The sequence below is a fragment of the Falseniella ignava CCUG 37419 genome (assembly GCF_000301055.1).
Classification (GTDB): domain Bacteria; phylum Bacillota; class Bacilli; order Lactobacillales; family Aerococcaceae; genus Falseniella; species Falseniella ignava.
Genome location: NZ_JH932300.1, coordinates 212,911 through 236,343, shown reverse-complemented (window position 1 = coordinate 236,343; position 23,433 = coordinate 212,911). Strand labels below are relative to the sequence as shown.

The window sequence follows — 23,433 nt, the reverse complement described above, 5'->3', positions numbered from 1 at the left end:
TCCTATAAAATATTTTGGCCAACGGCCTTTTTAACTTTCTCTTGGATTCGTTGCATTCCAATGCTCTCTGAATCCACTTCACTTGGTATTAATATAATGGCTGGCAAGAACTGCTCATCATATTCAGAAATAACATGGGGGACTTGAGCCGCAAGCGCTTCTGTAATAAAGATAACCCCATATTCTTGTTGAACCATCTCTTGAATCATCGAGCGAACCTCACTCGCATCATTCACGTAGTTGACGTCCATCCCAAGCATTCCAAATGCATAGACGGCATCCTTCTCACCGATAAATCCAATCTTATATCGCATAGCTCAACCTCATTCTTTCCTTCACAATATCGTTATCGATACTGTTCAATTTGCCTGTTAAAATTAGGCGGATATTCACAACTTCTTCTTCAACGGCGTGAATATAGGCTAATACAGGTAGCGGTCCAAATACTTTCATTTTAGCGGCTGATAATACGTTGCTAGATTCCTTGTCAATCTCACGTTCGAGCTGACTCAATGAGTTTTTATGGTTCATATTGACATTCATAAATAATTCTCGTAAATCTGGGTGTTGACTGAAATGCTGATAAGCTGCGTCAAACCCTTGACCCATCGCTTGAACATACTCTTCAACTTTAATATTTCCATGTTCCGATAAGACAGCTTGCATATGATTTACCGAACGATTCATCGCTAATCCTCGGAAGTATACCGATAAGTTTTGTAAATCGATTTGTCGACGAATCCAATGCTCAACGTCTGATTCTTCTAATTGTTCAGCGAGATGAACTAAATGTTCTTGATAAATTCGATCCACAAATATATCAATATCATTCACTGAAGGCGTATCTGAATAAAAATTATCCATTTGGCGAATATGATCAATATATTCTTGTGGTAAAATATCAGAGTTTAACGTTGCTACAGCTTTACGAAACTCATATATCGGATAGTAGGTCAGATCAATCAATGTTTTTTGATATTCTTGACCGGTCTTTTTCTCCTTAAAGAGCACCTTGATATTATGATATGCATACTGCAATGTAATTAGTTCCGCTAAAGCTTTATTAGGGATCTCATTGATTAACCAGCGGTATGTATCTTCCAATACATGCATCAGCATTGGTTCATAATCACGCGTACGAATCGCCTCTTCCACGCCTTCACGATAGATTGTATCGCTTAAAACACGGACAGCTTCTTCATAATTTGCTGCTTGTAGCATCCGCTCGTAATGATTCTGATTGAGGAGGTAGTTCTCGTGAACACGAACAGTCATATTCACTTTGCCATAATCTGTATCTTGCATACGAACTCCCTTCTATTTGTCGTTGAACAGTTTCTCCACGACAAGATGTTGTAGTTGTTCTCGATAATCATTGACTAAATTATCGAATAAATAATTGTATTGTGTATTTCCTTGTTCAAGGATAAATCCTGAAGCTCCTTTTAAAGGTTCATTTTCTACTTCTAAACCAGCTTTTTTGAAGTCTTCAAACTTATCATCTAACTTGTAAAAAGTTTCGCTTCCTAAAATTAACTTGATTCCTTCTTGAGAAGGTAACTCCTTAATCACATTCCAAATAAACTCTTGGATTAACTCTGGAGAAAGGGCTGTTAATTGGTCTTTAACGTCTGTAATAAATTGTTGGATAATATTTTGTTTGATTGCCAACATGTCGTTACGTTGTCTAAGTTGCGTACTACCTAAAGAAATCTCGTGCTGTTTTAGTCGGTTCGCTTCGACTTTTTGACGTTCTATTTGGTTTTCTTCTCTTAATTGTTCCTTCTTCTGCTCGAGTTCTTTAAGTTGCTCTTCACGATATTCTTGGAACAATTGATCAAACTTTGCTTCTTCACGACCGATGACACTTTGAGTCAAGCTTTTTAAGTCTGCCATAATCTCTCGTCACTCTCCTCTCTAATTCGATATCATTTGACGTAACTACGTCTTATTAATTACCGAATAAGAACATTAAGATCGAGATAACTAAACCTAAGATCGCATATGTCTCAACCATCGCTGAGAAAACAATCCCTTGGGTTGCATTTTCAGGACGTTGCGCAAGAATTTGCATACCCGCAATTGAAGCTCGCGCTTGATATGGAGCAGAAGTGTACCCTGCAATTCCTACTGGAAGTGAACACATAAAGTAGTACCATCCTGTTGAAGCAGACATACCTGGTTCAAGGTTAAGTAAGATTAATAACCCCATAACGAATCCGTATAATCCTTGCGTTGCAGGAAGTAGTTGAAGAACTAGCGCTTGACCGAATAATTCTGGTTTTTCTTTAACCAATGCTGAAGCAGATTCCCCAGCCATACCTACTGCAATTGCAGAACCTGTCCCTGCCATAAAGGTAGCGAATGCTACACCTAATCCTCCGAGAATAAGTCCAATGTTTTCTCCGAAAAATGCCGTAATAAATTCCATAAAAGAATACCTCCAATGATATAAATTTTATTTTTTACTTTCAATCCAAACTTCTTCTTCCAATGGTTTCAACGGTTTGAATTCTTTACCTCCGCCTTCAAAAAACTTACCGAAAAACTCAACGAATTCAAGACGCATTGAGTGGACGTAAGCTCCGAGGAACGAAATAAAGATGTTCAAACCATGTAAAGCTAAGAACAATAGAATCCCTACACTAAAGCGCAATACCGGTGGTAGTAGGCTTACAATTAAGTTGAATGCCATTCCGATATTTGCTCCAGCCACACCTAAAGCTGTTAGACGGGTATAACTTACGATATCCCCTACTAATCCAGCCACGTCGATCATACCAAATAAACCTAAGCTAAAGCCGATAAATGGATTACCGTTAGTAAAGATGTTAACAATAAACATCCCCACAATATTACCAAGAATTAATACGAGACCGACTTTTTGTAGGGAGGGGTTATTCCATCCCAAAATGCTATTAGCTCCCATTACTAAAATCCCAACTAAAATTAAGAACCATTGCATGGAGTCAAGGTACCATCTAACATAGTCCCCTTTACGAGCTTCCAAATAAGCTTTTAGTGCATAGGCTAGAAGCATATGGATCATACCGATTAATACGCAAATTAACATGACATCGATAACTTGATCGGTAATGTCCATCACCTTAAACGGTAGATCAAAGCCAAAGAAACTACCAAAAAATAGGCCTACCGCCATTGTTCCAACAGACATAAAATTAAATGACATCAGACTTTGTTTTGTCTTATCATTCAAATCAAAGAACAAGATTGGGAATAGCGTTCCGATAAATAAAAGTAATCCATAACCTAAATCTGCACTCATCAATCCAAAGAATAACACTTGGAAAAATGAGTAAAACGGTGTTGGGTCCAGACTTCCGTACAATGGGATTCCATATTGTTTCGTAAGCCCTTCAAACGGACGGGCAAACCAATGGTTCCTTAATTGAACTGGAATATCTTCAGGTTGGTCTTCATCACTAACAGGTTCGACATAAGATACAAACCCATCTTGACCCAGTTGTTGTTCTAGATAATGAATTTGCTCATCAACTCGATCCGACTCCATCCATCCTTTGAGAACGAACAGATGCGCGCTATCTAACGCTAACTTACTCGCCATCTGACGTTCAACAAGATTACCGTAATGCTCTTTAATTAACGATAACTGAACGTATTCTTCTTCAAAATCACCTAAAGATGCTTTAATGTCTTTTGCTTGTGCAAAACATTCTTTACGCTGCTTTAAGTTACGCTCTAACTCCACTTGAGGAAGTTCTGTATATTGATAATTTAACGGATCAAAATCAAGACGTTGAAGTTTATTTAGGATGACCTTTTGACTTTCTTCAGGGAAAACGATTAGATAACCGCTACGATCCTGACCATAAAATACTTCTTGAACAAACACATCTTCAGTAATTTGATGCAATTGATCAACTAAGTCATTATAATCTTCAGTCTCAATCGTACCTAACACGCCCGAAAAGTAATGCAACTCTTTCAATTCATCTGGATGAACTTTCAGTTGCGACCATTGCCGTAGCAACACTTCTTCGTCTTCGAGTTGCTTGATTTTTTCTTCAATTTCATGCAACTGATCATCGAGTGAATAGATTGCTTGAGTCAACCCCTCAAAGTTTAACGAATGTATGTGTTGTTCTAATTCATCTAACGTGAACGTATCACGTTTTCGTCGTAAACGAGTGAATAATGATTCCGGAGTACGGTAGCGATCAAGTATCGCTAGAGCTTTGACCGCTTCATTATATTGATAGCGCGCTGAGCTCTCTTTCGTATCTTGATGCGAGAATATTTCAATATCCTCTTCAGCTAAATCGGTGAAGGGTACAATTTCTGTCCCTTTCATTTCTTGCAAAGATTCTAGCAGTAGATCCTTTCTTGATTGTTCAGCGATTATCAGAACTTTACTCATTTCTGAAATTGCCATATGCTGCCATAACCTCCTTTACACCTTTCTGGACGAGTAAATCTTTGACAGATTGATATTCATGCTGCATTTTTTGTTGGTATTGTGAGACAACATGACTCACTTGCTCATAAGCCGCATTTAACTCTCCTTGAAATTGACGATCCAAATCACGATCTAAATCTTTCAACGAGTGATCCAGTACCTCGCCATATTGTTGAAGTTCCTTTTGGACCATTTCTTGAATTTCTTCTTTGTGCTCTTGCATCGAAGTTTTCAATCCATCAATCGTACTTTCCGCTTCCTTCAAGGTATTGATAATTTCGTTTTTCATTCAGAAAATCACCTCCGACATGTCGTTATGAAAGCGTTATATTATCAGTTTACAGAGCTCCTCAACCCCCAGATGCCAGGATTCCTCATAGTAAATTAATAAATAACTCTTTACCATATTACCATTTTGTCTATAGAGTATCAAATCTTTATCTAACATAAAAGCTTGATCTATCTAGCTTTTTAATCCTTTATTTTAAAGTATTTTCCAGAAATAAACGTCGATTATTTCCAGATTTTTTTCATATAATTAGATCATGTATTGGTGTTCATTTAAGTCAAGAAATACTTTTTTGATTAGATAAATTGCAATAATTATTGCGACAAAAAGTCATTCTAACTGAACGAGTTCGTACATGAGTACTTCAAAAGGTGTTTTAAAATCTAAGCATTTTCTAGGTCGATTATTTATCAACCATAATGCATTGAAAAGTTCACGTTCCGTAATTTTAACTAGATCTGTGCGTTTAGGGAAAATTTGGATCAACTGATTTACAGTCGAAATCATAGATTCCTTCGATCGATTCGGCATCTTTAAAGCGATATAGAAGCGACTCTTGTGCTCAGCAAAAGTAACGAGACATTCTTTACTTTTACCTCTGGTTTCCTGAGTTTTGCGTCGTTTCCCTTTTTGTCTCAGGTAGTCGTAGTCTAGCGAGACCTCAATGACGCCTTGATAGATCTAGTTATAAATTGTTTTAAATGATAATCTATTTTGATAGCAGCGTCCTACGATTTGTTCGGGAGACCAAGTTAATTCTAACTTTGTTTGAATATCTTGAATGAGTTCGGGCGTATGTTTAGGACGACGACCTTTGAGAGATTGATGTTCAGTAGCGTTAGCTTGAGCCAATTGAGCATCGTAACTGGCTGACTTAACACGGTTGAGTTCTCGATAAATCGTCGAACGGTGACGCCCGATGCCTTCAGCAATTTGACTCGCTGTATAGCCTTCATGATAAAGTATTTCTATTTTTGAACGATCTTCTATGGTAAGATGTTTGTAGCTCATAACAGGTCCTCCGTGTGTGTTTTTGTGGTTACTAACATTTTACACGAACTTGTTATGAGTTTTTTGTTTGTCGCAATTAATTTTACAATCTATCATTTACAAACTCAGAGGCATAAACATCTCATTAAATTCTCATGTTACAAATGTTAGCGATTGCTAGAAAACGCTTGAATAATCTGCTAAACTGAAAACATAGTATTTTATTAATAAATTATAGGAGGATTATTATGAGTCAAAAACTTGAAGAATTTTTAGCAAAAAATTTGCAAGAGTTAAAAGAAAATGGGTTATATAATGAAATCGATACGGTTGACGGACCAAATGGCCCAATCATCAACGTCAACGGTAAAGAATTAATTAACCTATCTTCAAATAACTACTTAGGTTTTGCTACGAACGAAGAAATGATTCAAAAAGCAAACGAAGCCACTACTCATTACGGTGTCGGAGCTGGCGCGGTCCGTACAATTAACGGAACTTTAACTATTCACGATCAACTCGAAGCAAAAATTGCCGAGTTCAAAGGAACTGAAGCAGCCATTGCTTTCCAATCTGGCTTTAACTGTAATATGGGAGCTATCGCTGCAGTTATTGGTAAAGGCGATGCGATTCTATCTGATGAGTTAAATCATGCATCGATTATTGATGGTTGTCGTCTTTCTGGAGCAAAAATCATCCGTGTAAAACACCAAGATATGGACGATTTACGTGCTAAAGCTAAAGAAGCTACTGAAAGTGGCGAATACGATAAAGTAATGTACATCACTGACGGTGTCTTCTCAATGGACGGTGACGTTGCAAATATTCCAGGCATCGTTGAAATTGCTAAAGAATATAACTTAATTACTTATGTTGATGACGCACATGGTTCAGGCGTTATGGGTAAAGGTGCTGGTACGGTAAAACACTTTAATGCACAAAAAGATATTGACATGCAAATGGGAACCCTCTCTAAAGCTTTAGGTGTTGTAGGCGGCTATGTTGCTGGTTCTCAACAATTGATTGACTGGCTTAAAGTAAGAGCTCGTCCATTCCTATTCTCTACTTCACTAACACCAGGTGCCGCAGCAGCAGCAACCAAAGCAATTGAATTAATGATGGCTTCAACTGAAGCACACGATAAATTATGGGAAAATGGCCGCTACCTTAAAGAAGGTCTGAAAAACTTAGGCTTTGATATCGGACAATCTGAAACACCAATTACGCCATGTATTATTGGTGATGAAAATAAAACACAAACCTTCTCTCGTCGTTTGAAAGAAGAAGGCGTTTATGCTAAATCCATTGTTTTCCCTACCGTTCCGCGTGGTACAGGGCGTGTTCGTAATATGCCAACAGCGGCTCATACGAAGGAACAATTGGACGAAGTGCTAAAAGTCTACGAAAAAGTTGGTAAAGAATTAGGCGTTATTTAAATCCATCACATCATAGATTAAATAGAAAAGGATGATTTCACCACTATGGAAAAAATTCTTATTACGGGGTCTCTTGGCCAAATTGGGACACCCCTCGTCGTTAAATTACGTGAAATATACGGTGTTGATAATGTTATTGCAACAGATATCCATCAAAATGATGATTCTGTGGTATGTCAAGAAGGTATCTTTGAAATTCTAGATGTTCTCGATGTTGATAACTTCGAACGAATCATTCGTGAATATAAAGTCGATACATTAATTCACCTGGCCGCTTTACTCTCTGCTGTTGCAGAAGCAAAACCTAAGTTAGCTTGGGATATCAACATGGGTGGTTTGGTGAACGCATTAGAGTTGGCACGCCAATACGATTTACAATTTTTCACACCAAGTTCCATTGGTGCTTTTGGCCCAACTTCACCACGCGATCAAACACCTCAAGATACTATCCAACGCCCTACAACCATGTATGGTGTTACAAAAGTAAGTGGCGAACTGCTTTGTGATTACTACTATACAAAATTCGGCGTCGACACTCGTGGTGTTCGCTTTCCGGGATTAATTTCTTATGAAGCACCTCCAGGTGGTGGTACAACGGATTATGCCGTAGAAATCTACTATGAAGCATTGCGCCATGGTAAATATGCCTCATATATCGATAAAGGCACTTATATGGATATGCTCTATATGCCGGATGCGATTGATGCGATTATTCAACTAATGGAAGCACCTGCTGAGAATTTAAAACATCGTAACGCCTTCAATATTAGCGGTATGAGTTTTGAACCTGAAGAAATTGCAGCTTCAATCCGTAAAGTCATGCCTGAATTTGAAATGACGTATGACGTCGACCCTGTCCGCCAAGGTATTGCGGATTCATGGCCTAATTCTTTAGATATCTCTTGTGCTGTTGAAGAATGGGGCTTCAGTCCAAAATATGACCTTGATGCGATGACACGAGATATGCTCGATAAGCTTAAGCTCGACTAATTTCAATCCTTACTATAAATTAAGAAGCGTTGCCTTTTTAAGGCTAACGCTTCTTTTTGAATATATTTACTTAATCTCTAGGTTCTAATTTTACTTCTAGGAACATATTGTTATATTCAATCAATTTCTCTTGGCCTAAACCACGATAAACTTCTAAATGTTCAATAACATCATCGGTAGGATAGAACGCAGGGTCATTCACCACTTCCGGATCCATCAGCTCCATTGCCCGTCGATTTGGGGTCGCATATCCAATATATTCTGCATTTCGCGCTGCAATATCTGGCCGAAGAAGGAAATTAATTAAAGCATAAGCTCCGTCAGGATTAGCTGCATTATGCGGAATGACAATGTTATCAAACCACAAGTTGGACCCTTCGGATGGGACTTTATATGCTAAACGATCATCATTTTCCATCGCCATCGCCGCTTCTCCCGAAAAAGTAATTCCGATAATCGCTTCTTGATTATGCATATGCATTTTCAACTCATCAGCAACCAACGCTAAAATATTGGGCATTAATAATTTCATCTTATCGCGCGCCTCAATTAAGCGACTCGTATCCGTTTCATTCAAGGAATAACCTAACGACTGCAATCCGATACCCATGACTTCTCGGGCACCATCATAAATAATAATTTGATTGCGATATTTTGGATTCCACAGATCATCCCAATGATTCAACTCATCTTCATCCACATATTCAGTATTATATAAAATGCCTAAGGTCCCCCAAAAATATGGGATTGAATACTCATTGTTAGGGTCAAAGGGTTGATTTAAAAAACGTTCATCGATATTTTCTAGTCCTTGAATTTTCGACTTATCCAATGGCGTTAATAATTGATCTTCAATCATTTGTTCAATCATATATTCACTCGGAACCGCTAAATCATAAGCCGTTCCTCCTTGTTGAATTTTGGCAACCATCGCCTCATTCGAGTCAAATGTTTCATAGATAACTCGGTATCCAGTTTCTGCTTCAAAGTCCTTCAAAATTGTTGGGTCGATATAATCGCCCCAGTTATAGAATACCACTGTCTGCGAACCTTGACCGCCCATTCCTCGATCTAAGGAATAACGAACACCGTACAAGACAAAAATCAAGGCTAGAACACCTAGTATTAAACGGTTCAATTGTTTCATGCTTATCTGCCTCCTTGGAAAGGAATTCGACGAGACGGACGTATTCGCTTCTGTTGTTCGCTGATTTGAATTCGGTAATACCCAAAGACAAGTAATAAAGCTAAAATAAACATCAACGTACTCAACGCATTAATTTCGAGACTAATACCAGTTCTTGCTCGCGAGTACACTTCAATCGAAACCGTACTAAAGCCCGCTCCCGTCACAAAGAAAGTAACCGCAAAATCATCTAACGAATAAGTGAATGCCATAAAGAAGCCTGCCACAATCCCTTTAAGAATACTTGGAAGAATCACTCGAGTTAAGGTTTGCCACTGTGTTGCACCTAAGTCTTGTGCGGCAGTAATCATATTTAAGTTCATTTCATAACATTTTGGCAATACCATTAAAACAACAATCGGAATACTGAATGCCACATGCGCAATTAAGACAGACCAGAATCCTAAGGTTACTGGAATCACTGTTGAAAATAAAATTAAGAAACTCGCTCCCATCATTACATCAGGGGTCACCATTAATACGTTATTAAATTGCATTGTCACTTGGCTTGACTTACTTCTACGTGAAAAGAAAATTGCTAAAGCACCAAATGTCCCGATAATAGTAGCAATCAATGCCGAGCTCAAAGCGACGATAAAGGTATTCACGATATAACTTAATAACCGTTTATCGGAAAATAAAGTCTGATAATGCTCCAAGGTAAACCCTGTAAAACCTGACATATCTCCTCCGGCATTAAAGGAGTAAAAGATTAGATAGGCAATCGGCAAATACATCAAAATAAAGATTAGGACGATATAAATCGTTGCCCAAGAAAAATTTTTACGCATCGTGGGTCGAACCTCCAATCTCTTTAGGTCGAGTAAATCGCATCACGATAACCATTAGCAGAAGTAAAACAACACCGATGGTTGCTCCCATGCCCCAGTTTTGCGTGACTAGAAAATGTTGTTCCACGGCCGTTCCGAGTGTAATGACCCGGTTACCTCCGATGAGTCGGGTTAGCATGAACAGTGAGAGCGATGGGATAAACACTGCTTGAACCCCACTCGTTACGCCCCGCATGGATAACGGGAAAATAACCCGTCTGAGTGTCACCCATTCACTCGAACCTAAGTCCAAGCTCGCTTCAATAATCGAGTTGGGGATCTCATCAATGGAATTAAAGATGGGCAGCATCATAAATGGAAGTTCCACGTACGCTGCCACAAGAATAAAAGCTGCATTCGTAAAAAGTAACTGAGGTGACCCTAACCCAAAACGCTGAATTAAAGCAACGACAGGCCCAGTTTGACTCAGCAGTCCAATAAAAGCATAGATCTTCAATAATAAGTTAATCCATGTTGGCAAAATAATTAACATCAGCCATAAATCTTTTCGTTTGGTCTTTGTTAGGAAATACGCCATTGGATAAGCAAATAAAAAAGTAATCAACGTTACCAGTAGCGCCGATAAAAAGGAAGCAAACGTCATTTGCATATAATACGGGCTACTAAAATACTCAATATAGTTCCCGAACGTCAAACTTCCGTCAATCCCAAAAAATGAACGATAAATTAATAATAAAATAGGTGTAACCACAAATAACACAATCCATAGATAATACGGAATAGCTAATATATGTTGTAATCGCCGATTCATATGCTACCTCCTATAATTGTGAAGTCACTGAACCGTTCGATTGCAGAAAATCAAAGTGTTCTTCATCTTCCTCGTCGTCCGTATATTGTTCAATCCGAGCATCAAAATCTTCTTCTGATTCATTGTAACGCATCACATGGATGTCCGTTGGACCAAATGATAAACCAATCTCTGAGCCTTCCTCGATAAATTGCGTCGTATGAATCATCCATTCATTGCCTTGCTTATCGTAGGCAATGACTTCGTTAAAGACTCCTCGGAATAGTTGAGTATCGACATCCGCTACCAATTGGCCTTCTTCTGGCGTAGTAATCTCGATATCTTCTGGTCGAATAACCACTTCAACCCGCTCTCCACTTGGAATCCCTCCGTCATTACACTCAAATTGATATCCTACAAATTCCACAACATAGTCATCAATCATTGTCGCATCAATAATATTACTATCGCCAATAAAGTCAGCAACGTAGTGATTGATTGGCTCATCATAAATATCTTTCGGCGTTCCTGATTGAACCACGACACCTTCATTCATTACAAAAATCCAATCAGACATCGCTAATGCTTCTTCTTGGTCATGGGTGACAAATACAAAGGTAATCCCTAACCGTTGCTGTAACTCACGAAGTTCATATTGCATATCTGTTCGTAACTTTAGGTCTAAAGCAGATAATGGTTCGTCTAATAGAAGAACCTCCGGTTCATTAATTAATGCGCGTGCGATCGAGACGCGTTGTTTTTGTCCTCCCGATAATTCACTAATTTGACGGTTTTCAAACCCATCGAGCTGGACAAGCCGTAACATCTCTTTGACTTTCTGATCAATGACTGCCTTCTTTTCTTTACGTAACGTCATCCCAAACGCAATATTATCGTATACATTCATATGTGGGAACAGTGCATAATCTTGGAAGACGGTATTCACCTTACGACGATTCGCACTCACTTGCGTAACGTCTTTACCATCGAGTACTACGGTCCCAGTATTGGGTTGATTAAATCCTGCAATGATTCGTAACAACGTTGTTTTCCCACATCCAGAAGGACCTAACAAAGTATAAAATTTTCCTTTTTCCAAATCCATATCGATATTTTTTAAGACGATCGTATCCCCATACGTCTTTGAAATACCCTTCAATTCGACACTGTACACTTCTGTCATTACAAATCACTCCCTATTCATCGTTTCGTATGGTGAAGCATCTTTTTTATCTTTTTGGTACTCCACCTTTTACTGTAAAAAGTATAGCATAATTTAATAAAACAAACAGCTTAAGGCACACAAAAAGGCCACCACAAAGTGACCTTATTTTGATATCAAAATGTATTTATGCATCAGCGGGTATCGCTTCGCCAATAATGCGAACTTCAGGCTCTAACTGAACTTGATAAAGCTCCCAAATTCGATGCTGTATAAATTGAATCAACTCGATATAATCTGTCGCAGTCGCATGATCCACATTGACGATAAAGCCAGCGTGTTTTTTTGAGATTTCCGCACCGCCAATACGGTAACCTTGCAAGCCAGCATCTTGAATTAATTTACCGGTGAAATGCCCTTCTGGCCGTTTAAATACACTCCCGCATGAAGGTAATTCAAGCGGTTGTTTGGACGTTCTTAATTCGGTTAAACGATCCATTTCGGACTGAATCAAATCAATCTCACCAGGTTCAAGTTGGAATTTAACTTGTAAGACGACTTCGTGATTATCTTGAAAAATACTATGGCGATATCCAAATTGAGCGGTTTGAGTGCTGTAAGTTCTGAATTCACCCGTGCGAGTCAATGTTTCAATCTCTAAGGGCAAGTCCTTAATCTCTCCACCATACGCTCCCGCATTCATAAAAATGGCGCCTCCAACACTACCCGGAATGCCACAAGCAAATTCTAAACCTGTTAGATGGTGATCGCGGGCAACTTGCGTTGTTTCGATTAGTGATGCACCTGCGTCGGCAATTACCGTTTCACCTTCAACTTGAATCTGGTTCATTCGAGTTAAAATCATTACGACACCTCGAATTCCTCCGTCCATCACAATTAAGTTACTTAAATTTCCTAAAATCGTTAATGGAACTTGATTCGTTTCGACCCATTCAATCATTTGTTGTACTTCTTGCTTAGTCTGCGGGAATACTAACGCATCGGCTTTCCCACCTACTTTAGTGTAGCTGTATTGAGATAAAGGTTCATTTAATTTGATATCCATTGCGGGATATTTGCTAATTAATTCATTATAAAGCACAATCATTTCCTCCTTATGCGTTGTAATCATGTAAAGTATGTCCTAATGGCTTCTCCATCACAATCGTATCATAATATTTACCATCTTGATTAATCCATTGAGATGATCGGCCAATTTCGCAAAAGCCGAATTTCCGATAAAGATTGATCGCACGATGGTTGGATGCCAGCACTTCTAAAGTTAAGATGTTTAACGAAGTTTGTTCTGCAAAGTCAATCAGCGAATCAATCAATGCACTCCCAATTCCACATCCCCAATATTCCTTAATAACAGCAATGCCAACTTCTCCAAGTTGAGGATCTTCTAAAAGATTCCGTACAGATAGATTCGCCGTCGCAATTAATTCCCCAGCTAATTCAACAACTAAAATAATGCTGGAAGAAGCTTGCTCATACTGAGCTAAAAGTTCTCGAAGTGCAGAACAATCATTAAGGTCATTTTTTGTATCAAAGATTAAATAAGACGTCTCTTGTCGAAGTTGGCACATGAGTTGCTGATAGTGAGACGCATCTTCAACTTTTGCTTCGCGGAATAAAAGTTCAACCCTTTCAGTGGTGTTCCCTGAATCGCTAGATATATTAGAGTGCGTTGATTCAACCATTCGCTAGATTAACCCTCTTTCTTCGACCGCATCTTCTATCATAGCTATCACGTTATCGTATTTCAATGAATTCCCACAAGGCTTAATAGTAATTTCTCGCGTCGTTGAATCCAATGGATTTAATTGAATCATTAAATAATCTTCAGGTAAATATCCCTCGATAAATTGTGCCCATTCAATAAAAGTAATCGCATCCGGAGAAAGAACAGCATCGATATCAAGTGACTCTGCCCCTCCTTGTTCTAAACGGTACGCATCCATATGAATTAACTCAAAATTTTTATCCGGAATAGGATATTGCTTTACAATAGTGTACGTTGGACTATTGACACGGCGAGTAATTCCTAATCCTTGTGCAAAACCTTGAGTAAACGTTGTTTTACCCGCACCTAACGGTCCGTCTAATCTAATTACCATCCCAGGCTGAATATATTGAGCGAGCAACTTAGCAACTTGTTGTGTTTCAGCATGTGAAGTCGTTCGTATCCGCATCGTGAATATCCCCTTTCTGAATAAAAATTTGATTTCATGGCTATTCTATGCTATTTTATAGATATAAACAAGTCCTAATAAGGAGGCAAATTATGAAAAAATCATTGAAACTTATATTTTTACCTTTATTAACCATCTTACTCGTTGCTTGTACGAACGGGCAAGATAAAAAAGAAAATGTTGAAACCACCGTTGAAGAAACAACGACAGAAGTTACAACAGTCGAAACAACAGTTGAAACTACTGAAGAAACAACTGAGGTTGCAACGGAAGATGCTGTGAAGATTAACATTTACCTTCATGGCGAAGAAGAACCGATTGCTACAGCCTTTGTCAATGACGGTGCTGGCAAAAGCGTACTCGAAGCGATGCATGAAACAGACCTGAAATTCCACTTCAACGAAGATGAAGGTGTCGTAGAAGAAATCGAAGGTCACGAAAATGACTATGAAGATTTCAATACATGGGTATATCTACTCAATGGTGCATATGCTGAACTTGGTGTTAAATCGCAAATCTTAGAAGCTGGCGATGAAATTAGTTGGTACTATGGTACTCAAGATGAAATTCCAGTAAATATTATTGAATAATAAATAAATCAAAAAACGACCTTGCTTGGGGCAAGGTCGTTTTCTTCTTTTTAAATTAAAGCTTGATTTGCTGTAATAATTGATACTTTGTAGACATCCTCTTCATTACATCCTCTAGATAAATCCGATACCGGTTTATTTAACCCTTGTAGGATCGGGCCAATCGCTTGATATTGTCCTATACGTTGCGCTATTTTGTAACCAATATTACCTGATTGAATCTCTGGGAAGACGAATACGTTGGCATGCCCAGCTACATCTGATTCTGGTGCTTTTTTATCCGCAACGGATTCAACGAGCGCCGCATCAAATTGCAACTCTCCGTCGATAGGTAATGATGGGTCTAATTCACGAGCGATTCGCGTCGCCTCTACAACTTTATCAACCTCAGGTGAAGCAGCAGATCCTTTCGTTGAGAAGCTTAACATTGCGACTTTAGGTTCAATATCAAAAATTCTTGCGGTTTTAGCACTTTCAACTGCGATTTCCGCTAATTCTTGAGCATCGGGATTAATATTGATCGCGCAATCCGCCATAATTAACTTCTCACCACCACCTTCAACTGGCGGTATCATGACGAAAGCACCACTCGTTAGTTTTACATTCGGACGAGTTTTTATAATTTGTAGTGCAGGTCGAACCGTGTCTCCTGTTGAGTAAGTAGCTCCACAAACTAAACCATCTGCTGCATCCGTATAAACCAACATTGTCCCTAAGTACACATTATCACGTAACATTTCACGTGCTTGTTCCTCGGTATTTTTTCCTTTACGACGTTCAACAAATGCCGCTACCATCTCTTCAAAGCGAGGATAGTTGGATGGATCAATAATTTCAATATCACCTAGATTCCAATGGTTTTCTGCTGCCAATTGTTTAATATTATCAGGATTACCAATTAAGATTGGTTCAATCAACTTGTCAGCTTTCAAACGAATTGCTGCCCCTAGAACACGGACATCTTCTGCTTCAGGATAGACGATCCGTAAATTTTTATCTTTGATTTTTAACGATAATGCTTTAAATAATTCCATATTTTCGCTCCTTTATTTTCATATCTTTATTTTACACAATTCATCGATGGTTTTAAATGAATATTCTTCATTTTATTTCATACTGCTTGACATTTTTTGTTTACACCTGTAAACTTTAGATTGAAAGGGGAGTTATTATAGATTACACAATTAGCGATGCTGAATGGCAAGTGATGCGTCTAATTTGGAGCCAGCCTCGATTGACGAGCCGAGAAATCATTGATCAACTTCAACAAACGACGTGTTGGAAAGAGGGCACGATTAAATCGTTAATGAACCGGTTAATGCAAAAAAAATTAATCGATTCGATTGATAAGACTCGACCTTACCAATACATTACCACGATTGATCAGAAAAAAGCGTCCCTCGATCAAATAAATGGCTTTATCGATCGAATTTGTAAACGTCAGGTGGGCACTTACCTTAATGAACTCATTGAAACTAGCGCCTTATCACAAGATGACTGCACGTTACTAATTCAAACATTAGAACAAAAAAGAGCTCTAGCGCCAACGGAAATTCCTTGCAATTGTCCAATTGGCGAATGTCACTGTACTCATACAAATATTCACACTTAGGAGGAATTCAATGAAACAAAATTATCATATTGATGGAATGAGCTGTGCCAGTTGTGCCTCACGAGTGGAACAGGCTGCGCTCAAAGTCCCTTCTGTTAAAGAAGCATCCGTTAACTTAGCGACTGATACACTTCGTGTTACCTCAGATAATGAATTAGACCCAACGAATATTATTGAAAGTGTTCAACAGGCGGGGTACCAAGCAAATCTTATTTTGTCCCCGCAAGAACAATTTGAACGTGATGAACGTCAAAAAGAGGCAAAACGCATTATGCAAAAGAAACAATTATATTGGATGTTTCTCTTTGCCATCCCACTCTTTATCATTGCAATGGGCCCGATGTTAGGAATTCCTTTGCCTCATATAATTGATCCCGTATCGTCTCCCTTAGGTAATGCCTTGGTTCAATTTATCCTTACGGTTCCGATTTTATATTTTGGAAGGGATATTTTTATCCGTGGTTTCCGTCAATTAATACATAAGCAACCTTCAATGGACTCGCTCGTTGCCTTAGGGACCTCCGCAGCCTTTATTCAAGGTATCATTGCGACAATCTATTGGGTCATTTCACCAACTTCAACAACAGGCCATCACCCTATCGAGCTATACTTTGAATCCGCTGGAGTCATCATTACTTTGATGACACTGGGAAGATATTTAGAGGAATTAGCTAAAGGACAAACAGCACAAGCCATCCGCGAACTGATGAATTTAACACCACCTACCGCTCGAGTCATTGACGATAACGGCAACGTAACACTCAAACCCGTTGATGAAGTTCAAATTGATGATCTTATCCAAATTCAACCAGGAGAGAGCTTGCCCGTTGATGGTATTATTACCCAAGGCCGCTCAGCTATCGATGAATCGATGATTACCGGCGAAAGCATGCCAGTCGCTAAAGAAATTGGCGACACTGTCATTGGAGCCAGCGTCAATAGCACAGGCGCTTTCACTTATCGGGCCACCCGTGTAGGACAGGATACGATGATTTCTCAAATTATTCGGATGGTTCAAGAAGCGCAAGGTTCAAAAGCACCAATTAGTAATTTGGCAGACCGGGTTGCACACTATTTTGTGCCAACCGTTATTATCCTAGCCATTTTGGCGGGGGTATTCTGGGGATTAGTAATGGGCGAATCCCTTAATTTTACTTTACGTATTGTTATTAGTGTTCTTGTTATTGCCTGCCCTTGTGCACTTGGTTTAGCGACCCCCACTTCCATTATGGTTGGTACAGGCAATGGCGCTAAGCACGGTATTCTCGTTCGAAGTGGGGAATCCCTTGAAAAAATGCATCACACAACTACGGTTGTCTTAGATAAGACGGGTACCGTTACGATGGGGAGTCCTACTCTCACTGATTGGTTGGTTGATTCAGAACAAGATGAAGCCCAAGTCATGCAATTAATTTATAATGCAGAGAAACAATCTGAACACCCTCTCGCCCTAGCTATTACCCGTTATGGTCAAGAGCAGAATTTTGAGACGTTACCAGTTGAATCTTTTAACAGCATCACCGGAAAAGGAATCGAAGCTCAAATTGCTGATCAAACCATTCAAGTTGGAAATCAAGCGTGGATTGAATCGATGTCTTCGATTCCTAATCACCTTATCCAACAAGCAATACAATGGGCTAACGAAGGGAAAACCCCAATCTTTGCTGCTGTCAACCAACGAGCGGTTGCGACCATAGCGATTAGCGATCCGGTAAAAGACTCTTCCGAAGAGGCCATCCAACAGATGATTGCAGAAGGGTTGAAAGTTGTTCTACTTACAGGTGACAACAAAGCGACTGCTGAGGCCATCGCAAAGCAAGTTGGGATTGAACAAGTCTATAGTCAAGTCTTGCCACAAGATAAAGCCCAAATTGTGAAGCAATTACAGACTAATAGTGAATGTGTGATGATGGTGGGAGATGGCATTAATGATGCTCCCGCTTTAGCTCAAGCAGATATCGGACTCGCAGTAAGTTCAGGTACGGATGTAGCAATTAGCTCGGCAGATGTGATCTTAATGCATAACGATCTTAAAGATGTCTTACGAGCGATTCATTTAAGCAAACTGACTCTCAAAAATATTAAACAAAATCTATTTTGGGCCTTTGCCTATAATATCATTGGAATTCCGATTGCAATGGGCGTATTAAAATTATTCTTTGACGGTCCTCTTCTCAATCCGATGATGGCTGCTTTAGCGATGAGTTTAAGTTCAATCTCTGTTCTAACCAATGCACTCCGTCTACGTTACCAACGCCTATTATAAAAATAAATAGCTCTCAAGCTCAAAGCGACGATGCAAATTAAAACTTCGTCGCTTTTTATGGTGTTTATTCCGATATTGGGGGGTATTTGCATTTACCCTCGTAAGGTTCATCCAATACCATTGATTTTTGGATATCAATAATCTCTAGGCTCATTTGATGAAATTTCAAGTTTTCTCCCCTGTGATGGGTCCACAAGCCATAGTGGTAATAATATTTATAATTCGGATCATCTTGAAAAATGACGATAACAAGGTAGCCTCCCTGCTTCCAATCTTTAATCATTTCCTCACTTTCAATCTGCTCACGCGAAACACCTTGAGCAGTAAGATATGCCTCAAATTTCTTGGATGCTAGAAACTTTTGAACGGGATATTGATAAGCTAGAATCGCTAAAATAGCAATCAATAATAATAATCGTCGTTTCTTTTTCGCTTTCATCGTGCCCTCATTTCTTACCACATATTTTAGTTGATTCCTTTCTATAAGAATAACCACGACGAATGATTTTATCAAGGTGCTTTTATTAATCGATAGACTCAATTATAATAAAATTAACAACAGAAAGGAGCTGCTTTCATGTCAAAAAATGTTTATTTTGCGAGTCCTCTCTTCAACGAAATGGAACTTCAATTCAATGCACAATTAGCCCAAAGAATTCGAGAACGCTATCCAGAAATCAATTTATTTTTACCACAAGAACAAAGTGAAATAAATGATAAGTCTAACTATGCAGACTCTAAGTTAATTGCCCAGGTGGATACCGATGCGGTATTAACGAGTCGGTTGTTGATCGCAGTATTAGACGGCTTAGTCGTTGACCCAGGTGTCGCTTCTGAAATCGGTGTCGCATATCAAGCTGGTATTCCAATTATCGGATTGTATTCCGATACGCGCCAAGCTGGAGCTGATAATCCAGAAAAAATCGAAGCGCTCCATACCATTGCAGAATCTCAATTTAGTTATATCAATTTGTATACGGTTGGGTTAGTTAAATTAAGAGGTGAAATCGTCGGTAGCTCGGCAGATCTCATCGAGTCTATCGAAAAATATTTATAATCTCATATTATTTTAACATTTCTCCAAAGTTACCAGACTGTAACTTTCTTTCACAAGAAGAATGTGCTAATATTATCAATGGTGTTCTTAGGACCCAATGATATTAGAGGAGGCTCATAAATGCTTAATGTATCGAACGTCAGTCTTCATTTTCCTGACCGAAAATTATTTGATGACGTAAATATCACTTTTACACCGGGCAACTGCTATGGCGTTATTGGTGCAAATGGAGCTGGAAAGTCTACTTTCCTTAAAATTTTATCCGGTGAAATCTCACCTACAACAGGAAACGTTACGATGGATCCTAACGAACGGCTTGCGGTATTAAATCAAGACCATTATGGTTTTGAAGATTATCAAGTCCTCGAGACCGTGATGATGGGACACCAAGAGCTTTACAATGTTAAAAAAGAAAAAGACCAAATTTATTTAAAAGAAGATTTTTCCGATGAAGATGGAATCCGAGCTGGAGAGCTTGAAGCTAAATTCGCTGAAATGGGTGGCTGGGAAGCAGAAGCTGAAGCGAGCGACCTACTTCAAGGTCTCGGCATTACTACCGATATGCATTATTTATATATGCGAGAGTTAGTTGAAGCCGATAAAATTAAAGTTTTATTAGCACAAGCGCTCTTCGGGCGTCCTGATAACTTACTACTCGACGAGCCGACAAACGGACTCGATGCGCAAGCGATTGAGTGGTTAAGTAATTTTATTATGGATTTCCCGAACACTGTCATTGTCGTCTCTCACGACCGCCATTTCTTAAATCAAGTTTGCACTCACATGGCAGACGTGGACTTTGGGAAAATCAAACTTTACGTCGGCAACTATGATTTTTGGTTACAATCGAGTCAATTGGCTGCCAAATTACAAGCAGATCAAAACGCTAAAAAAGAAGAGCAAATTAAAGAACTACAAGCTTTTATCGCACGATTCTCAGCCAACGCTTCGAAATCTAGACAAGCTACTTCTCGTAAGAAAATGCTTGATAAAATCACCTTAGATGATATCCAACCTTCCTCTCGACGTTACCCTTATGTCGGATTTTCACCTGCTCGGGAGATTGGTAATGACCTACTACGAGTCGAAGGCTTATCCAAAACGGTTGATGGTGAAGTGTTACTCAATAACATCACCTTCACCTTAAATCGTGATGACAAAGTTGCTTTTGTTAGCCGTAACGACCTAGCCGTCACCACTTTCTTTGAAATGATTACTGGGCGCCTCGAACCGGATAGTGGAATCTACGAATGGGGCGTTACAACGACTCAAACCTACCTACCCCGTAACTCTTCGGATGAATTCGATCATAACGAAATGACGATTGTCGATTGGTTACGTCAATATGCTGAAAAAGAAGAACAAGATAACACATTCTTACGTAACTTTTTAGGTAGAATGCTGTTCCGTGGCGATGATGTATTGAAGCCTGTGAACGTTCTTTCAGGGGGTGAAAAAGTTCGCTGTCTATTGTCTAAGATGATGCTTTCGAAAGCCAATGTTCTTATATTAGACCAACCGACAAATCACCTCGACTTGGAGTCTATTACCGCACTTAACGATGGCTTAATCAAGTTTAAGGGAGCTATTTTAATGGCTTCTCACGACTATGAAGTCTTAGACACTACATGTAATCGAGTGATTGAATTAACACCGAATGGTGCTTACGATCTGATCAATACCACTTACGGTGAATATGTTAATAATCAAGATGCTCAACAACGTATTGCAAAATTGTATGAAACAAAATAATAATTTAATTTAAAGGAGAATCTATCATGGAAGTTTTTGATTTTGAAGATGTTCAGTTGATTCCTAATAAATGTATTGTTAAAAGCCGTTCAGAATGTAACACTGAGGTTCAATTTGGCCCGCGTACATTCAAAATTCCAGTTGTTCCAGCAAATATGCAAACCGTAATGAACGAGGAACTTGCTCAGTGGTTTGCTGAACATGATTATTTCTATATTATGCATCGTTTTGATGAAGCATCTCGCCGTCCATTTATTGAAAAAATGCATAACAAAGGACTCTACGCATCAATCAGTATCGGAATTAAAGAACCTGAATATGCATTCGTAGAAGAACTTGCACGCGACGGTGTCATTCCTGAATACGTTACGATTGACGTCGCACACGGTCACTCTGACAACGTTATTCGAATGATTCGCCATATTAAAAAACATCTCCCTTCTGCGTTCCTCATTGCAGGAAATGTGGCGACACCTGAAGCAGTTCGTGAATTGGAAAATGCGGGAGCAGATGCAACAAAAGTTGGTGTCGGACCTGGGCGTGTTTGTATTACGAAATTAAAAACTGGTTTTGGTACAGGTGGTTGGCAACTTGCTGCGATTCGTCTTTGTGCAAAAGCTGCTACAAAACCGATTATCGCAGATGGTGGAATTCGTCATAACGGAGATATTGCCAAAGCATATCGTTTCGGCGCATCCATGGTTATGATTGGATCACTCTTTGCAGCGCATGAAGAAAGCCCTGGAAAATCTCGTGAAGTTGATGGGGTTATTTACAAAGAGTACTTCGGTAGCGCTTCTGAGTACCAAAAAGGTGAACGCAAAAACGTCGAAGGTAAAATTGAACTCATCCCGACTCGAGGAAAACTCGAAGATACATTAATTGAAATGCAACAAGACTTACAATCTGCTATTTCATATGCGGGTGGAAAAGATATTAATTCACTACGCCACGTCAATTACGTTTTAGTGCGTAACACCGTCTACAATGGTGACCGTTAATTACAGAATACTTATCAAGAGTTGTGTTTAAAACACAGCTCTTTTTTGGTCTTAACGGATGAACAAAGATAAGATTGTTCAATCCAAAAAATTTGCTATAATAGATTTATGCAAATTAATGAAAGAAGTGTGATGATATGGGTCGTAAATGGATGAATATTAAAGAAAAGAAAGCCCAAAAAGATAAAGACACGTCCAGAGTGTACGCAAAATTCGGTATTGAAATTTATGCCGCAGCTAAATCAGGTGAGCCTGACCCAGACCTCAACCAAAAATTAAAATTCGCAATTGATCGTGCAAAATCATACGATGTTCCAAAACATATTATTGATCGAGCGATTGATAAAGCAAAAGGAACCGGCGATGAGAACTTCCAAGAGCTTCGCTATGAAGGCTTTGGTCCAGGCGGATCAATGATTATTGTTGATGCGCTAACAACCAATGTTAATCGAACCGCCGGAAATGTCCGTGCCATCTATGGTAAAAACGGCGGTAATATGGGCGTAAGTGGATCTGTCAGCTATCTATTTGATAACACCGCTGTATTTGTATTTGAACATGCGGATGCCGAGGAAATCATGATGGTCTTATTAGAAGCAGACTGCGATGTCCGAGATGTCGAGCAGCAAGAAGATAATGTTGTCGTTTATGGTAATCCAACGGATTTCCAAAAAATCTATACCGCTCTTGAAGCTTATGGAATTGAAAAATTCGATGTTTCTGAACTAGAAATGTTACCGAAAACAGAAATTACTTTAGAAGGTGCGGAACTTGAGCAATTCGAAAAACTCATCGATTTGCTTGAAGATGATGAAGATGTTCAAAAAGTACACCACAACGTAGATCTCTAATAAAGTTGAAACGACTAACTTCATTTTGACGAAGTTA

General features: G+C 39.0%; 24 protein-coding genes and 1 pseudogene. 9 read left to right on the top strand and 16 right to left on the bottom strand.

Going from position 1 to position 23,433, the window contains the following annotated elements; translation table 11 throughout:
• Positions 1–2 precede the first annotated feature (2 nt).
• The 7 genes and pseudogenes from HMPREF9707_RS01245 to HMPREF9707_RS08635 all read right to left on the bottom strand — a co-directional run bounded on the left by HMPREF9707_RS01245 (position 3) and on the right by HMPREF9707_RS08635 (position 5,738).
• Positions 3–314, bottom strand: coding sequence for a V-type ATP synthase subunit F (locus HMPREF9707_RS01245; protein ID WP_006700914.1), 312 nt, complete (start codon positions 312–314; stop codon positions 3–5).
• Positions 304–1,305, bottom strand: coding sequence for a V-type ATPase subunit (locus HMPREF9707_RS01240; RefSeq protein WP_006700913.1), 1,002 nt, complete (start codon positions 1,303–1,305; stop codon positions 304–306). Before HMPREF9707_RS01240 ends, HMPREF9707_RS01245 begins: the two co-directional genes overlap by 11 nt.
• A gap of 12 nt (positions 1,306–1,317) precedes the next feature.
• Entirely contained in the window at positions 1,318–1,896 is a 579-nt protein-coding gene (locus HMPREF9707_RS01235) for a V-type ATP synthase subunit E (protein ID WP_006700912.1), read from the bottom strand.
• 55 nt (positions 1,897–1,951) lie between these two features.
• Positions 1,952–2,431: a V-type ATP synthase subunit K gene (locus tag HMPREF9707_RS01230; RefSeq protein WP_006700911.1), complete on the bottom strand. Its 480-nt coding sequence runs from the start codon at positions 2,429–2,431 to the stop codon at positions 1,952–1,954.
• A gap of 27 nt (positions 2,432–2,458) precedes the next feature.
• Positions 2,459–4,414 (bottom strand): V-type ATP synthase subunit I, encoded by a 1,956-nt coding sequence (locus HMPREF9707_RS01225; RefSeq protein ID WP_006700910.1) that lies wholly within the window; start codon positions 4,412–4,414, stop codon positions 2,459–2,461.
• Positions 4,392–4,727 carry a hypothetical protein gene (locus HMPREF9707_RS01220; RefSeq protein ID WP_006700909.1) on the bottom strand — a complete coding sequence of 112 codons (336 nt, stop codon included), beginning with the start codon at positions 4,725–4,727 and terminating at the stop codon, positions 4,392–4,394. Before HMPREF9707_RS01220 ends, HMPREF9707_RS01225 begins: the two co-directional genes overlap by 23 nt.
• A 330-nt stretch (positions 4,728–5,057) precedes the next feature.
• Positions 5,058–5,738, bottom strand: a pseudogene (locus HMPREF9707_RS08635) (transposase).
• 227 nt (positions 5,739–5,965) lie between these two features.
• Here HMPREF9707_RS08635 and HMPREF9707_RS01210 point away from each other — a divergent pair.
• Both HMPREF9707_RS01210 and HMPREF9707_RS01205 read left to right on the top strand, forming a co-directional pair.
• Positions 5,966–7,153, top strand: coding sequence for a glycine C-acetyltransferase (locus HMPREF9707_RS01210; RefSeq protein WP_006700906.1), 1,188 nt, complete (start codon positions 5,966–5,968; stop codon positions 7,151–7,153).
• Between the two features lie 45 nt (positions 7,154–7,198).
• A complete protein-coding gene (locus HMPREF9707_RS01205) occupies positions 7,199–8,143 on the top strand; it encodes an L-threonine 3-dehydrogenase (RefSeq protein WP_006700905.1) in 945 nt (314 codons plus the stop codon).
• Between the two features lie 70 nt (positions 8,144–8,213).
• On the opposite strand, the gene HMPREF9707_RS01200 is transcribed toward HMPREF9707_RS01205, so the two are convergent.
• The 7 genes from HMPREF9707_RS01200 to tsaE all read right to left on the bottom strand — a co-directional run bounded on the left by HMPREF9707_RS01200 (position 8,214) and on the right by tsaE (position 14,267).
• Positions 8,214–9,290 (bottom strand): ABC transporter substrate-binding protein, encoded by a 1,077-nt coding sequence (locus tag HMPREF9707_RS01200; RefSeq protein WP_006700904.1) that lies wholly within the window; start codon positions 9,288–9,290, stop codon positions 8,214–8,216.
• Positions 9,291–9,292: 2 nt separating this feature from the next.
• A complete protein-coding gene (locus tag HMPREF9707_RS01195) occupies positions 9,293–10,120 on the bottom strand; it encodes an ABC transporter permease (protein WP_006700903.1) in 828 nt (275 codons plus the stop codon).
• Positions 10,113–10,931, bottom strand: a complete 819-nt coding sequence (locus HMPREF9707_RS01190) for an ABC transporter permease (RefSeq protein WP_006700902.1) — start codon at positions 10,929–10,931, stop codon at positions 10,113–10,115. Before HMPREF9707_RS01190 ends, HMPREF9707_RS01195 begins: the two co-directional genes overlap by 8 nt.
• A gap of 10 nt (positions 10,932–10,941) precedes the next feature.
• Positions 10,942–12,093, bottom strand: coding sequence for an ABC transporter ATP-binding protein (locus HMPREF9707_RS01185; RefSeq protein ID WP_006700901.1), 1,152 nt, complete (start codon positions 12,091–12,093; stop codon positions 10,942–10,944).
• Between the two features lie 166 nt (positions 12,094–12,259).
• The gene (murB, locus tag HMPREF9707_RS01180; protein WP_006700900.1) at positions 12,260–13,204 is read right to left on the bottom strand and encodes a UDP-N-acetylmuramate dehydrogenase; all 945 of its coding nucleotides are present in this window, start codon (positions 13,202–13,204) and stop codon (positions 12,260–12,262) included.
• Positions 13,188–13,775 carry a GNAT family N-acetyltransferase gene (locus HMPREF9707_RS01175; RefSeq protein WP_006700899.1) on the bottom strand — a complete coding sequence of 196 codons (588 nt, stop codon included), beginning with the start codon at positions 13,773–13,775 and terminating at the stop codon, positions 13,188–13,190. The genes murB and HMPREF9707_RS01175 overlap by 17 nt, the downstream gene beginning before the upstream one ends.
• A gap of 3 nt (positions 13,776–13,778) precedes the next feature.
• Positions 13,779–14,267 carry a tRNA (adenosine(37)-N6)-threonylcarbamoyltransferase complex ATPase subunit type 1 TsaE gene (gene tsaE / locus HMPREF9707_RS01170; RefSeq protein ID WP_006700898.1) on the bottom strand — a complete coding sequence of 163 codons (489 nt, stop codon included), beginning with the start codon at positions 14,265–14,267 and terminating at the stop codon, positions 13,779–13,781.
• Positions 14,268–14,359: 92 nt separating this feature from the next.
• On the opposite strand from tsaE, the gene HMPREF9707_RS01165 reads away from it, so the two are divergent.
• Positions 14,360–14,857, top strand: coding sequence for a DUF4430 domain-containing protein (locus tag HMPREF9707_RS01165; protein ID WP_006700897.1), 498 nt, complete (start codon positions 14,360–14,362; stop codon positions 14,855–14,857).
• Between the two features lie 50 nt (positions 14,858–14,907).
• On the opposite strand, the gene pta is transcribed toward HMPREF9707_RS01165, so the two are convergent.
• The gene (pta, locus tag HMPREF9707_RS01160) at positions 14,908–15,891 is read right to left on the bottom strand and encodes a phosphate acetyltransferase (protein WP_006700896.1); all 984 of its coding nucleotides are present in this window, start codon (positions 15,889–15,891) and stop codon (positions 14,908–14,910) included.
• Positions 15,892–16,010: 119 nt separating this feature from the next.
• Here pta and HMPREF9707_RS01155 point away from each other — a divergent pair, with 119 nt between their 5' ends.
• Both HMPREF9707_RS01155 and HMPREF9707_RS01150 read left to right on the top strand, forming a co-directional pair.
• Positions 16,011–16,469, top strand: coding sequence for a CopY/TcrY family copper transport repressor (locus HMPREF9707_RS01155; protein ID WP_332244887.1), 459 nt, complete (start codon positions 16,011–16,013; stop codon positions 16,467–16,469).
• 10 nt (positions 16,470–16,479) lie between these two features.
• Positions 16,480–18,735, top strand: coding sequence for a heavy metal translocating P-type ATPase (locus HMPREF9707_RS01150; protein ID WP_006700894.1), 2,256 nt, complete (start codon positions 16,480–16,482; stop codon positions 18,733–18,735).
• Between the two features lie 64 nt (positions 18,736–18,799).
• Here HMPREF9707_RS01150 and HMPREF9707_RS01145 read toward each other — a convergent pair whose 3' ends face one another.
• Positions 18,800–19,174, bottom strand: coding sequence for a DUF3139 domain-containing protein (locus HMPREF9707_RS01145; protein WP_006700893.1), 375 nt, complete (start codon positions 19,172–19,174; stop codon positions 18,800–18,802).
• Positions 19,175–19,312: 138 nt separating this feature from the next.
• Between HMPREF9707_RS01145 and HMPREF9707_RS01140 the strand changes: the two genes are divergently transcribed.
• The 4 genes from HMPREF9707_RS01140 (at position 19,313) to HMPREF9707_RS01125 (ending at position 23,396) form a co-directional block, all read left to right on the top strand.
• Entirely contained in the window at positions 19,313–19,792 is a 480-nt protein-coding gene (locus tag HMPREF9707_RS01140) for a nucleoside 2-deoxyribosyltransferase (RefSeq protein WP_006700892.1), read from the top strand.
• A 120-nt stretch (positions 19,793–19,912) separates the two neighbouring features.
• A complete protein-coding gene (locus tag HMPREF9707_RS01135; RefSeq protein WP_006700891.1) occupies positions 19,913–21,544 on the top strand; it encodes an ABC-F family ATP-binding cassette domain-containing protein in 1,632 nt (543 codons plus the stop codon).
• Between the two features lie 26 nt (positions 21,545–21,570).
• Positions 21,571–22,545 carry a GMP reductase gene (gene guaC, locus HMPREF9707_RS01130; protein ID WP_006700890.1) on the top strand — a complete coding sequence of 325 codons (975 nt, stop codon included), beginning with the start codon at positions 21,571–21,573 and terminating at the stop codon, positions 22,543–22,545.
• Positions 22,546–22,682: 137 nt separating this feature from the next.
• Positions 22,683–23,396: a YebC/PmpR family DNA-binding transcriptional regulator gene (locus HMPREF9707_RS01125; protein WP_006700889.1), complete on the top strand. Its 714-nt coding sequence runs from the start codon at positions 22,683–22,685 to the stop codon at positions 23,394–23,396.
• Positions 23,397–23,433 lie beyond the last annotated feature (37 nt).